Consider the following 13,568-nt stretch of genomic DNA (forward strand, 5'->3'; position numbering starts at 1 on the left):
CGGTCGCACACCGCCCATGCGCGATTGGCGCGTTGCCCGCCCGGCGCAACGGCTGTAACGTCCCGGCCAATCAAGCGATTGGTCAAAGGGCGGAGCACATGCGTCAGGACGGAACGGTCAGGATCGGCGGAGCGGGTGGCTTCCTCGGCGATTCCTCGGTCGCCGCGCCGCAGCTCATCGCCGGCGGCAACCTCGACTACCTGATCCTCGACTATCTCGCCGAAGCCACCATGTCGATCCTGGGCCGCGTCCGCGCCAAGCGGCCGGACCTCGGCTACGCCCACGATTTCACCGACTGGGTGTGGAAGGACAATCTGGCGGCGATCAAGGCCAAGGGCGTCAAGATCGTCACCAACGCCGGCGGCGTCAACGCGCGCGCCTGCCGGGCGCGCATGGAGGCGCTCGCAGCCGAAGCCGGCCTGTCCTTCAAGATCGCCATCGTCGAGGGCGACGACCTCCTCGCCCGCGTGCCCGACTTCGCCGCCCGCTCCGAAGCCGAGATGTTCACCGGCACCGCCTTCCCCGCGCCCAAGACGGTGCTGAGCGCCAACGCCTACCTCGGCGGCTTTCCCATCGCCCGGGCATTGGCCGAAGGCGCCGACGTGGTCATCACCGGCCGCGTGGTGGATTCGGCGCTGACCCTCGGCCCGCTGATCCACGAGTTCGGCTGGAGCCGCGACGACGTCGACCGGCTGGCCGCCGGCTCGCTCGCCGGCCACGTCATCGAGTGCGGCGCCCAGGCCACCGGCGGCCTGTTCACCGACTGGGAGGACGTGCCGGACTGGGCCCACATCGGCTATCCCATCATCGAGTGCGCCGCCGACGGCAGCTTCGTCGTCACCAAGCCGGCCGGCACCGGCGGGCTGGTGACGCCGGCCGTGGTGGCCGAGCAGATCCTCTACGAGATCGGCGACCCCCAGGCGTATGCCCTGCCGGACGTGGTCTGCGACTTCACCGGCGTTACCGTCACCGCGCTCGGCAAGGACCGCGTCCGTGTGGACGGCACCCGCGGCTATCCGCCGTCCGGCCGCTACAAGGTGTCGGTGACCCACACCGATGGCTGGCGCTGCATCGCCGCCATGCCGGTGGTCGGGCGCGATGCGGTGCGCAAGGCCGAGCGGCAGGCGCAGGCGGTGCTGACCCGCGTCGACGAGATGCTGCGGGCCCGCAACCTCGGGCCGTTCCGCGCCACCCGCATCGAGGTGCTGGGGGCCGAATCGAGCTACGGCGCCCACGCCCGCACCCGCGACACGCGCGAGGTGGTGACGCGGGTCGGCGTCGAGCACGACGACCGCAAGGCCATGGACCTGTTCCTGCGCGAGTTCGACTCGCCGACCACCTCCATGTCGGTCGGCACCACCGGCTGGTTCGGCGGCCGCCCGGCCGTCTCGCCGGTGGCGCGGGTGTTCTCGTTCCTGATCGATCGCGCCGAGGTGACGCCCACGGTATCGATCGGCGACGCCACCATCGAGGTTCGCGAGGGACCCTCGTCGCTGCCCTTCGATCCGGCACGCCTGGTGCGGCCCGTCGTCGACACGGTGGGATCGGCGGACGGTGCGGCGGACGGCGAGCTGATCGAGGTGCCGCTCGTCGAGGTGGCCTGGGCCCGCTCCGGCGACAAGGGCGACGCCTTCAACGTCGGCGTCATTGCCCGCGAGCCGGCGGTCCTGCCCTATATCCGCGCCGCGCTCACCGAGGCGAAGCTGCTCGACTTCTACGCCCACGAGTTCGAGGGCGGCCGCCACCCGGCGGTGAAGCGCTACGAGCTGCCGGGCCTGCACGCGCTCAACTTCCACTGCCTCGATGCGCTCGGCGGCGGCCAGTTCGCCAGCCTCCGGCTCGACCCCCTGGCCAAGGGCAAGGCCCAGCAATTGCTCGACCTGGCGATCCCGGTGCCGGCACGGCTCGTCGGCAAGCGGGCGGCGTAGGCCGTTTGCGGGCGTCCGGCGGGTTCGGCGCTTGCCGGCCGGCCGAAGCCGCTCCAAGACTTGAGATCATGACCCGACATCATGACAGGTCATGACCAGAGATCATGACCTGTCATGTATCGCTCCGGACTAGATATCTGACCCGGCCGTCCCTCATCTGAAACGACGCCCACACGAGGAAATGTCATGCAGGCACCGACAGCAGCGCCGCCCGCGCTCCGCTCGACCGCCGAGTGGCTGGCTGACGCCAAGGCACGCGGCCTGTTCCGCGTCGGCCTGCCGGCGCCCTACGGCAGCGACGGCGGCTACCGGGCCATCGCGGCGACGGCCCGCGAACTGATGGCCGCGAGCGGCCGCCCCGGCGTCGCCATGGCGTTCGCGGTGCGCCAGTTGGTCGGCCGCTTCTTCATCGCCGAGAACGGCACCGCGGCGCAGCAGGCGGCGTGGCTGCCGCGCCTCGCCGCCGGCGACCTGCCCACCTCGATCGCCATCTCGGAAGCCGGCGCCGGCGCCCATCCCAAGCTGCTCACCACGCGGGCCGAGCGCGTGGACGGCGGCTGGCGCCTGACCGGCGAGAAAGCCTGGGTCACCAATGCGCCGGTGGCCCAGCTGATCGTCGTCGTCGCCATCGTCGCCGAGGAGAACGGCCGCAAGCGCTACGGCGCCTTCCTGGTGCCGCGCGACACGCCGGGCCTGGTGATCAAGGCCGGCGCCGACGCGGGCAAGCATGGCGCCCACTGCCCGGTGGCGCTGGAAGGCTGCGTCGTGCCCGACACGGCCCTGCTCGACACCGGCGGCGACGCCTATGCCAAGCTGGCGCTGCCGTTCCGCACCCTGGAGGATTCGATCGCGGCGAGCGTGCAGGCGGCGGCGCTGCGCTATGTGCTGGAGGAGGTGGCGCCGGCTGTGCCGGCCGAGGCTTTCGGCGAGCTCGGCGCGCTTGCCGGCCTGTCCTCCCTGCTCGACCGCGGCGCCGAGGCGGCGGCCGCCGCCCTGGACACGGGCACCGGCCACGACACCGCCGCCCTGGTCGGCGTGCGCGTGCTCGCCGCCGACGTGGTGGCCCGCATCAAGGCGCTACCCGGCGGCGGCGCCGACGCAGCCACCGCCGCCAAGCTGCTGGCCGAGGTCGAGGCTATGGAAAACGTAGCGCGCCGCGCCCGCCTCGCCTATCAGGAGAGGCTGGCGACGGCGCTCGTCGAGCGGCGCCACGCCTAGAGCGCTCCAGATTGAACGAGTTGGAGCATGTCTCCGCAATTGGATGATGATGCTCTAGCGTCGATCCGCATGAAGATCCGACTTGCCGGATCGCCCGCATACGAGGCACAGACACCCGATATGACGCTTGAAACCCTTCGCGTGGCAGCGGCCGCCCCGGCCGCCGACAAGCCCGCACCGCGGCGGCCGGCCGAGGAGGTCGCCGTCATCCACGATCAGCTCCGGGCGCAGGGCTACATCTCCTCCGAGGCCATCGCCACGGCGCTGTTCGTCTCCCAGAGCCTCGAGAAGCCGATGCTGGTGGAAGGCCCGCCCGGCGTCGGCAAGACCGAGCTGGCCAAGGCGACGGCGGCGATGACCGGCAAGCCGCTGATCCGCCTGCAATGCTACGAGGGCCTGGACGAGGCCAAGGCGCTCTACGAGTGGAAGTACTCCAAGCAGCTGCTCTACACCCAGGTGCTGAAGGACAAGCTCGCCGACGTGCTGGACGGCGCCGAGGGCCTCAAGGCCTCGCTGGCGCGCCTGCACGAGTTCGACGACACCTTCTTCAGCGAAGAATTCCTGGAGCCGCGGCCGCTGCTCAAGGCGCTGTGGCAGCCGGGCGGCGCGGTGCTGCTCATCGACGAGATCGACAAGTCCGACGACGAGTTCGAGGCCTTCCTGCTCGAGCTGCTCTCGGACTACCAGATCTCGATCCCCGAGCTCGGCACGGTGAAGGCCCTGGTCAAGCCCATCGTGTTCCTCACCTCCAACAACACGCGTGACCTGAGCGACGCCCTGAAGCGCCGCTGCCTGCACCTGCACATCCCCTTCCCCGACCAGGCGCTGGAGCGGGCGATCATCCGCTCACGCGTGCCGGAGGCGGAGGAGCGGCTGCAGATCCAGCTCGTCACCTTCGTGCAGAGCCTGCGCACCCTCGACCTGAAGAAGGTGCCGGCGATCAGCGAGACCATCGACTGGGCCCGCACGCTGGTGCTGCTGCACGCCCGCGAGCTCGACCGCACGCTGGTGGAGACCACGCTCAACGTGCTGCTCAAGTTCCAGGACGACGTGCAGCGCGTGAACGAAGGCCTCACCGACCTCTTGGCCAAGGCGACGTCGGCGACGCGGTGAGCAGGGAGGCGAGCCTCATGTCCCCCCGCGTCATGGCCGGGCTTGACCCGGCCATCCATCCACTGGGTAACGCGCCGCTCGGTCAGCCCTGTCGGGCTGACGTGAATGCGATGATGGATGGCCGGGTCAAGCCCGGCCATGACGATGGAGCTATGGTGCGGTCAGAGAGCCGGAGCCCGTCATGACCCAGGTGCTCGGCGATTTCATCAAGGCGCTGCGCGAAGCGGACGTGCGCATCTCGCCGTCCGAGGTGATCGACGCGGAGGCGGTGCTCGGGCTGATCGGCTACGACGACCGGGCGCTGCTCGCCAACGGGCTGTCGCAGGCGCTGGCCAAGTCGAGCGAGGACAAGCTCGCCTTCTGGGAGACCTTCGACCAGTTCTTCGCCTTCGCGCCGTTCGACCAGCCGCCGCCTCCGGCGAGCGAAGCGGCCGACGACGCCGAGCGCCAGGAGGCGGCCGAGGGCCAGACCGACGATGACGGCGAGGAGGCGGGCGTCTCCGGCATGGCCTCCTCCGGCGGCTCGGGCCAGGGCGAGGGCAAGGCCACCGGCCAGTCCGACAGCCAGGGCGGCGACAAGGCCGGCGGCGAGGGCCAGGCCTCCGCGGCGAGCGAGCCGCCGACGCCGGGCGAGCAGCTGGCCGAGCTGCTGGAGCGCGGCGACGCCGCCCAGCTCGCGCTCAGGCTGGCCGAGGCGGCCCAGCAGGCGGGACTGTCGGACATCCGCTTCTTCACCCAGCGCGGCATGTACCAGTGGCGCATCCTGCAGCTGATGGGCAGCGAGGAGCTCGGCCGCCTGGTCGAGCAGGGCGAGGGCGCGGCCCAGCCCGCCGTCGCCGCCCGGGCCCGCCGGCTGCGCGGCCTCCGGGCCAAGCTGCACGAGCAGGTGCGCGACTACGTCGAGCAGCAGATGGAATTATTTGCCGGCAACGAAGGCCGGCGGCTGCGCGAGGACGTGCTCGCCCGCCAGCGCATCGGCCAGCTCGACCGCTCCGACATGAAGGTCATGCAGGGGCTGGTGCGCAAGATGGCCAAGCGCCTCGTCTCGCTGCACTCGCGGCGGCGGGTCAAGGCGCGCCGCGGCCAGCTCGATGCCCGCCGCACCATCCGCGCCAACATCGAGTTCGAGGGCGTGCCGTTCTACACGATCTGGAAGAAGACCAAGATCGACCGGCCGCGGGTGATGCTGATCTGCGACGTCTCGGGCTCGGTCGCCCAGGTGTCGCGCTTCCTGCTGATGTTCCTGCACAGCCTGCACGAGGTGCTGCCGGACGTGCGCTCCTTCGCCTTCTCCAGCAACCTGGGCGAGGTGACGGAGCTGTTCGAGACCGTGCCCGTGGAGGTCGCCATGGGCCGCACCATGCAGCGCTACGGCGGCTCGACCGACTACGGCCACGCGCTCCAGGATTTCGAGCGCCTGGCCATGGCCGACGTCGACCGCCGCACCACGGTGATCATCCTGGGCGACGCCCGCTCCAACTACGGCGACCCGCGCGCCGACATCCTCAAGCAGATCCAGGACCGGGCCAAGCGCGTGCTGTTCCTCAACCCGGAGCACCGCGCCCGCTGGGGCTCCGGCGACAGCGAGATGCCGCGCTACGCCCCCTACTGCAACCGTGCCATCACCTGCGCCTCGCTGCGCGACCTGGAGCGCGTCGTCACCGACCTGCTGCGCACGGCGGCGTAAGCCCCGGAAGCCGCGCCCCGCGGGTGGCGCGAAGGATGCGGCGGGCACCGGTCTCGCATCCCCGTTGTCTCCCGCTCCCGGTGCGGCAACCCATCTCCCCCGCTTGCGGCGCCTACCACCGGCTCGTTGCCGATGATCAGACCGCCGCGGCCGGCTGGCGATCGAGGATCATGGTCCCGTAGCCGCAATCCCGCACCTCATTCAAGGCTTTGGTGTACTGGCCGAGGCCCGCCATGTAGAACATCACGGCATTCTTCTTGCCGGGTATATTGGCGCCGAAGATCCAGGACTGCGCCTTGGGGAAGAGCGTCATCTCCGCAATCGTGCGGCAGGTGGCGATCCACTCGTCCTCCGCCGCCTGAGTGGGCTCCATGGTCATCGCTCCCTCGCGCTCCACATGGTCGATCGCGTCGGCGATCCATTCGACCTGCGTCTCGATGCTGGGCGGCAGGTTGGTGAACGGGCCGTTCGGGCCGAGGATCATGAACAGGTTGGGGAAATCCGCCTCCATCATGCCGAGGTAGCCCAGTGGGCCGTCCATCCACTTCTCACGCATGGTGACGCCGCCACGGCCGCGGATATCGATCCTGGTGTAGTTGCCGTCGACGGCGTCGAAGCCGGTCGCGAAGACCACCACGTCCAGTTCGTGCTCGGCGCCGCTCTCCAGCCGGATGCCGCGCGGCGTGAACGCGGCGATCGGATCGGACTTGACATCCGCCAGCGTCACGTTGGTGCGATTGAAGACGTCGTAGTAATCGGTGCCGCAAAGCGGGCGCTTGGCATAGAGATCGGTCGGCATCAGCTTGCGCGCAACTTCTGGATCCTTGACGATCCGCGCGATCTTGTTCCGGATGAAATCGGCCGCAGCCGTATTGGCTTCCATGCTGGTGGCGATGTCGGAGAATGTCCCGAACATGAAGTAGAAGCCGCCGCCGTGGTTCCAGGCCTGCCCGAACACGCGCTCGCGTTCCTGCTCGGAGACCGACATGGCGGGCACGGTGCTTTCGGCGAAGCCGAAGGCGACCGCGGACTCCTTCACCTGCTTCCAGATGGCATCGTAGTTGGCCTTGTACGTGTCGATCCTCGCCTCGGATTCGGGCCGGTTGCCGATGGGAACGACGTATTGCGCGGAGCGCTGGAACACCGTGAGGTGGCGCGCGACGGGGGCCAGCGCGATAATGACCTGCACGCCCGTCGAGCCGGTTCCGATCACGCCGACACGCTTGCCGGCAAGGTCGACTCCCACGGGCCATGCGCCGGTATGATAGGTTTCTCCCGCGAAGCCGTCGATGCCTTCGAACGCCGGCTTGTTCGTTGCCGACAGCAATCCGAGAGCGGTGACCAGGTATTTCGCCGTGACGACTCGGCCCGTATCGATCGTGACGTGCCAGAGGCCGGTCTCCTCGTCGAACCGGGCGGCCACGACTTTGGTGCCGAACCGGTAGCTGCGGCGCAGGTCATAGCGGTCAGCAAAGCGGCCGAGGTAGTCGAGGATTTCCGGCTGCGTCAGGTAGCGCGACGTCCAGCGTCCTTCGCGGAGCAGTTCCTTGTCGAAGGAGAAGCGATAGCAGAAGCTTTCCGTGTCGGACAAAGCGCCCGGATAGCGGTTCCAGTACCAGGTCCCGCCGACATCGTCGGCGCTGTCATAGGCCTGCACATTGAGGCCGAGGCCGTTGCGCAGCTTGTGCACCGCATAGAGGCCGCCGAAACCCGCCCCCACGACCACCGCGTCGACGTCGGCGCCCTTTGTCCTGGTGATAGGCGAATGCATGATCACGTGTGGTCCTCCCGGTCAGGTCTCTGCGCCCTGCGAAATGGCTGTTTGGGCTCGGTCATGTATCGGGGACGGCGGCGAGGCGGGTCCTGGCCGGCCCGGCCGGCGATCGCACGCTCCAGCGTCAGAGCGCCTTGTGCCAGGCTGCGATCCGCGCGAGCTCCCCGTCGGCTTCGGGAGCGCGGCCTGCCAGCGCGGGGAAGACGTGCTGCATGCCCGGCACGACGGACAGGGTGACTTGCACGCCCTGCTCCTTGGCCTTCGCATACAGGCGTTCGGAGTCGCTCAGCAGCGTCTCCGCGCCGCCTGCATTGATGTAAAGGGGCGGGAAGCCCTTGAAGTCGTTCTCGAGCGGGTTGGCCAGAGGGTCGAGCGCGCTCGTCCCGCCGTCGAGGTACATGCCCACCATCCCTTCGAGGATGGGCCGGCCGACCAGCGCGTCGGTGGCGGCGTTCGTGTCCAGCGTGGCGCCGCGGAGCGCCATGTCGAGCCAGGGCGAATAGGCGATGACGCTGCCCGGCAGAGGCAGCTTCAGATCGCGCATCTTCAGCACGCTTGCGACGGCGAGGTTGCCGCCGGCGCTGTCGCCCGCGGTCGTGATCTTGCCCGGCTGATGGCCCTTGGCGAGCAGAGCCTCGTAGGCGGCGACCGCGTCCTCGATCTGGGCGGGGAAAGGGTTCTCGGGAGAACGGCGGTAGTGCAGGATGGCCGCCGTCACGCCGAGCGCCCGCGCCAGATGCCCCGCCATCTTGCGATGGCTGTCGGCCGAGCCCACGGCGAATCCGCCGCCGTGCGTGTAGACGATCACGCGGGAGGTGTCGGCGCCCAACGGCAATGCCCAGAGCGTTTCGACGCCGCCGAGCCGGTCGCTCCGATAGGTCACGTTCTCGGGCTCGAGCGCGGCCTGTCCCCACTCGTCGAACATGCTGCGCAGGTTGGCGATCGACAGATTGGGATCGGCCACCATCCGGTTCGTCCAATCCTGGTAGAGATCGCGCAACACCTTCGCTTGGCTGCTGATGGTCACGATTACTGTCCTCCCGCGCGCCGTGGTCGTCACTCGGTGGACGCCACCTTTGGCCGCCCGCCCTGAAAGCTGTGCAGCAGGTGAACACTATCGAACCCATCGGGGCCGGTATTGGATCGGCTTGCGCGACGTCTTGGACATTCCTGCGCCGGCGTTGCAGCCGGTGCTGGTCTGACCTACGCTGCATCAGCAGGCCGCAGGCTGGCAGAAACAGCCAGAATTACATCGCAAAAGCCCCATTCAAGGGTAAGCCGCAGGGAGGAAACGATGACAGCTCTCGTGCCGCCGGACTTGATCCCGAACTGGATTCCTGGCAGGAAGACGACCGACAGCTCGCATCTTGGCTGGCGCGGCATTACCCTGAAGGGATATCGCTACGGCGAGCAGGAAGTGAACATCCCGGCGATGCGGGATTACATGCTCGTCATCTACCAAGGCGGCAGCAAGTCGACGATGCGTCGCCGCAGCGGCGGCCGATGGCACAGCGGTATCGTCGAGCCCGGCGTGATCTCCCTGCTGACGCGAGCGGAGCGGTCGGTGTGGCATTGGAATCGGCCGATCGATGTCAAGCACATCTATCTGCAGCATGAGACGATCGCGAGCACCGCAGGCCTCGTCTTCGAGCGCGACCTCGCGAAGCTCGATATCGACGACAGCGTCCGGTCCGAAGATCAGATGATGCCGATCTATCTGCGAATGCTCGAGAATGAGCTCGACGGCGGCGGCTGCGGCGAACGACTATATGTCGATGCGATCCGCACTCAGATCGGGATCCACGTCCTGCGCCATTACGCGAACATCAGCTTTCGCCCGATCGAGAGCGGTCCGCTCGAGGCTCATCTCCGCAGCCGCGTCGACGACTTCATCGAAGAGAATCTGTCGGGAAGCATTTCCCTCGACGACCTGGCGGCGCTTGCCGGCCTCAGCCCGTACCACTTTGCACGCAAGTTCAAGTTTGCGTTCGGCACGGCCCCGCATGCCTATGTCGTCGCCAAGCGGATCGCCAAGGCGAAGAAGCTGCTGCGCGCCGGGAAGCTGCCGATCAAGGCCGTGGCAGCCGACTGCGGCTTCTTCGACCAGAGTCACCTCAATCGGATCTTCCGCCGGCATACGGGGACGACGCCGAGCCGGTTCCGCAGCGACCAGTGAGCCGGCGCGACGGCCGACGCTGCCCCCGCGGCGCGTTGCATGCTCGCAGAAGACTGGCGACGGAGCGCAGCGAGCCGCGGCTGCCCGCCGCTACGGGATCGAGATCGCAACCTTGCCGAAGTGGGCGCCCGTCGACATGTAGGCGAGGGCGTCCTTAGCCTGCGCGAAGGGGAACACCCGGTCGATCACCGGCTCCAGCTTGTGCAGCGCGATGGCGCTCACCATGGCCTTCAGGTCGTCGGTCGAGCCGACCGTGACGCCCTGGAGGCGTTGCTGCTGCATGACCATGAGCGAGATGCGCGGCTCGCTCGTCGGCTGGCCGGCGAGAACGCCGATGAAGCCGATCATGCCGCCGATGCGGGTCGCCCGAATCGACTCGTTCAGCGTGCCCACGCCGCCAACCTCGACGACGATGTCGACGCCCCGGCCGCTCAGGCCGCGCGCCAGCTTCCCCCATTCAGGCGTCGTCTTGTAGTTGATCGTGTCGTCCGCCCCGAGCGCCTTGAGCTTCTCGATTTTGGCGTCGGACGACGAGGTCGAGATCACCCGTGCGCCTGCGAGCTTGGCAAATTGCAGCGCGAACAGGGACACGCCGCCCGTGCCCTGCGTGAGCACAACGTCGCCGGGCTTCACCTGCCCGCACTTCACCACGGCGCTCCACGCCGTCAGCGCGGCGCACGGCAGGCTGGCCGCGGCGGCATCCGAGAGATGCTCAGGAGCCTTGACGACGGCATGCTCGGGAAACACCCGGTACTCGCACAGTACGCCATCGAGCGTACCGCCGAGCGCGCCGCGCAGCTTGCTCTCCTCCGCCTCACCGCCATGCCAAGTTTCGAAGAAGCTTCCGATCACGCGATCGCCGACCTCGAACCGACGCACATTGGCGCCCACGGCCTCGATGACGCCGCAGGCGTCGGACATCGGAATCAACGGGAACTTCTGGCGCGACCCGTAGCCGCCCCGCACCGTAACGAGGTCGCGGTAGTTGAGGCTGACGGCCTTGATCCGCACCAGGACATGATCGGGCCCCGCCTGCGGCACGGGCAGATCCACGAGGTCCATGCCGTCAATGCCGGACGCGTCCTGCAGTTGGTAAGCCTTCATCTGAGAACTCATGCTCCGCTATCTCCCCATTGGCCGCGCCCTGTTGCCGGCTGATCAGGCCATCCGGCCGGGCGAACGGCTGTGATTGGCCTCACAATATTCTCTCTATATTCTGACCCCGGCCCGTTATTGCGGCAACAAATGCCAACGGGTGCCCTTGAATTCGATCAGCCTGACAGTCTTCATCGCACGATAGTCGTCAGGCGAGGTGCGCAGGTCGACGCCCGGCAGAAGCATGGATACGCGGAAATTCATGTTGGCGACCTTTGACATGATGTTCTTCCGGGACAAATCGTCTCCACACTGCCCCAGTATTTTGACGAGCGTTGCCGCTTGGGAATATCCATAGACGTTGAGGATGTCTTTGGTGTCACCACCGGGATAGTACTTGGCCATCCACTCGCGCCACGCGATCATCTCCTTGTCGTCGGCCCACTGCGGATCGTTCGGGTCCTTCAGAAAGGCCGCCGAAATCATCCCTTGCGCCTTCTCATAGCCAGCCGGTTCGATCACGCCGGCGATGCTGTTCGCGGTATTCGCTACGTAGGTCTGCGGCCGCCAGTTGAAGTCGTAGGAGGCCTTGATGATCTGTGCGCCGAATTTTGGCGTAGCGTGAAAGAAAAAAGCAGTAGCTCCGCTCGCCTTCAACCGAAGGACCTGGGAATCGATCGTGGGATCGGCAGTTTCGTATGTCGCCTCCGCAACGAGCAGAGAGAGCTTGTCTCCCAACCCCGCCTTGAACCCATCGGCAAAGTCCTTGCCCGAATCGTCCTTTGCGTACATCAGCGCGATCGTCTGGCCCGGCTGCTTCTCCAGGATTCGTTTCGCATACGCGATCGCCTCCTCTCGATAGCTCGCCTGCCAGCCCATCGTCATCGGATAGTTGGCAGGGTCTGCAAAGACCGTCGCGCCGGCAGAGAGAAGGACCTGCGGGACACCCTTGGTGTTGAGATACTTTCGAACCGCAAGCTGAGTGGGCGTGCCGAGGCTTCCCGATATCAGCGCGACGCCGTCATTCTCCACCAGCTTGCGGGTCTGTTCGACAGTTTTTGGCGGGCTATACGCGTCGTCCAGCGAAATGAGATTGATCTTTCGCCCATTCACGCCGCCCGCGTCATTGATCATCTGAATGTAGGCGAGCTCCGCACGACCCACGACGCCGTAGGCCGAGGCGGGGCCGGAGTATGGCATTGTCTGTCCAACCTTGATCTCGGAAGGCGTTACACCAGGAGTCGCATCCGCGGCGCGCGTGGCGGCCCCCGGCCAGGCGACGGCGCAAGCGAATACCGCGAGCAGATAGCTACTCTTCATGTCATCCTCCCCTATTCCCGCGCGGTTGAGTCCGCTGTTCGGCTAGATCGATAATCGTTTTCCGCCCCCTCGAGCGGAGGGGGCGCATCTTCCTTGACGGCCGGCCGACGTTCGCGTTGAACGGCGGCCAAGCTCGTCTCTCACCTGGCGCATCGATGGAAGCTACCCCTCAGGAGGTTCAAGCGGTCCGATGCCGTCCCCGAGATCGTCGTGTAGGCTCCCTGCGGGACCAACTCTGGAGGACGCAACCTATGCCTCTCCTCGCGCGAGAACTCCCCCTGGCGCAGGCATTTCACATATCGGTTTGATCGATGAGTGAGCCAAATCTTCAGAATGTCGCGACCTTCCTCAAGGTGATCGAGGTGGGCGGGTTTGCGGCTGCCGCGCGTGAGCTTGGCGTCACCCAGTCGACAGCCAGCCGGCGCGTCTCCGAGTTGGAACGTCAGCTTGGTCATCGACTGCTCGAACGTACGACGCGGCGTGTCGTTTTGACTGAGGCCGGGATCCACTACAGGGCTGCCGCACGCGTCCTTGTCAGCGGTCTCATGGAAGCTGAAGCCGAGCTGAATGGCCTGGAGACCGCCGTGAGCGGTAACGTGAAGCTGACGATGCCCTCTGCGCTCGGGCGCGTCGTGGTTCTGCCGGGTCTGTGGCGCTTTGTCGAACAGCATCCGCTCATTCGCCTCGACGTGGATTTATCTGATCGGTACGCCGACTTGTTGGCCGAGGGCTACGATCTGTCCGTTCGGCTTGCCGAGCCTCATGAGTCCGGACTGGATGCGAAGCTGGTCGGGGAGATGAACGTCGTCGTCTGCGCCGCACCGAAATACCTTGACCGGCACCCCGTGAATGAACCAGCGGATTTGCTGACTGCCCCGTGCCTCGCCCTGAGAACCTATGCACCCCAAACAGTCTGGCAGATCGCATACAGGGGCGTTACGCAGAACCTTCATATCAAGCCCTGCATGACCCTCAGCGACGTCGAGTCCGTCCGCCAGGTCGCCCTGTCAGGCTTGGGCATCGCCAGCCTGCCGGAGTTCACGATCGTCGGCGACCTGAACGAGGGGCGGCTTGTGCGGATTTCCCAGGACATATCCATGGAGCCCAGGAAGATCTATCTTGTATGGCCGCGCCATAGGTTCAGGTTACCTCGGGTTCGTGCGCTCAAAGAATTTCTTGAGGGCTGCCTCTGCTCGCAACCGGGATTTGTCGTCGCATAAGACGAATGCCGCGGTCGGCCCCTGATTGCTGGTAAGG

General features: G+C 67.0%; 10 protein-coding genes. 6 read left to right on the top strand and 4 right to left on the bottom strand.

The window, feature by feature from the left end; genetic code table 11:
- The first annotated feature begins 98 nt into the window (after positions 1-98).
- The 4 genes from ACZ5PO_RS06810 (at position 99) to ACZ5PO_RS06825 (ending at position 5,946) form a co-directional block, all read left to right on the top strand.
- Entirely contained in the window at positions 99-1,928 is a 1,830-nt protein-coding gene (locus ACZ5PO_RS06810) for an acyclic terpene utilization AtuA family protein (RefSeq protein ID WP_464191586.1), read from the top strand.
- 186 nt (positions 1,929-2,114) lie between these two features.
- Entirely contained in the window at positions 2,115-3,146 is a 1,032-nt protein-coding gene (locus ACZ5PO_RS06815) for an acyl-CoA dehydrogenase family protein (RefSeq protein WP_464191588.1), read from the top strand.
- 120 nt (positions 3,147-3,266) lie between these two features.
- A complete protein-coding gene (locus tag ACZ5PO_RS06820; protein WP_464191590.1) occupies positions 3,267-4,259 on the top strand; it encodes an AAA family ATPase in 993 nt (330 codons plus the stop codon).
- Positions 4,260-4,440: 181 nt separating this feature from the next.
- On the top strand, positions 4,441-5,946 hold the full coding sequence (locus ACZ5PO_RS06825; protein WP_464191592.1) for a VWA domain-containing protein: 1,506 nt from the start codon (positions 4,441-4,443) through the stop codon (positions 5,944-5,946).
- 136 nt (positions 5,947-6,082) lie between these two features.
- Here the strand turns inward: ACZ5PO_RS06825 and ACZ5PO_RS06830 are convergent, their stop codons facing one another.
- Together ACZ5PO_RS06830 and ACZ5PO_RS06835 are read right to left on the bottom strand one after the other, a co-directional pair.
- Positions 6,083-7,717, bottom strand: coding sequence for a flavin-containing monooxygenase (locus tag ACZ5PO_RS06830; protein WP_464196722.1), 1,635 nt, complete (start codon positions 7,715-7,717; stop codon positions 6,083-6,085).
- 127 nt (positions 7,718-7,844) lie between these two features.
- Positions 7,845-8,747, bottom strand: a complete 903-nt coding sequence (locus ACZ5PO_RS06835; protein WP_464191594.1) for an alpha/beta hydrolase — start codon at positions 8,745-8,747, stop codon at positions 7,845-7,847.
- Between the two features lie 279 nt (positions 8,748-9,026).
- On the opposite strand from ACZ5PO_RS06835, the gene ACZ5PO_RS06840 reads away from it, so the two are divergent.
- Positions 9,027-9,896 (top strand): helix-turn-helix domain-containing protein, encoded by an 870-nt coding sequence (locus tag ACZ5PO_RS06840; RefSeq protein WP_464191597.1) that lies wholly within the window; start codon positions 9,027-9,029, stop codon positions 9,894-9,896.
- 90 nt (positions 9,897-9,986) lie between these two features.
- Here the strand turns inward: ACZ5PO_RS06840 and ACZ5PO_RS06845 are convergent, their stop codons facing one another.
- Both ACZ5PO_RS06845 and ACZ5PO_RS06850 read right to left on the bottom strand, forming a co-directional pair.
- The gene (locus tag ACZ5PO_RS06845) at positions 9,987-11,000 is read right to left on the bottom strand and encodes a zinc-dependent alcohol dehydrogenase family protein (protein WP_464196724.1); all 1,014 of its coding nucleotides are present in this window, start codon (positions 10,998-11,000) and stop codon (positions 9,987-9,989) included.
- Positions 11,001-11,126: 126 nt separating this feature from the next.
- A complete protein-coding gene (locus ACZ5PO_RS06850; RefSeq protein WP_464191599.1) occupies positions 11,127-12,311 on the bottom strand; it encodes an ABC transporter substrate-binding protein in 1,185 nt (394 codons plus the stop codon).
- 311 nt (positions 12,312-12,622) lie between these two features.
- Here ACZ5PO_RS06850 and ACZ5PO_RS06855 point away from each other — a divergent pair, with 311 nt between their 5' ends.
- Positions 12,623-13,531, top strand: a complete 909-nt coding sequence (locus tag ACZ5PO_RS06855; RefSeq protein WP_464191602.1) for a LysR family transcriptional regulator — start codon at positions 12,623-12,625, stop codon at positions 13,529-13,531.
- Positions 13,532-13,568 lie beyond the last annotated feature (37 nt).

Source organism: Chelatococcus sp. KU-N122, assembly GCF_055391085.1.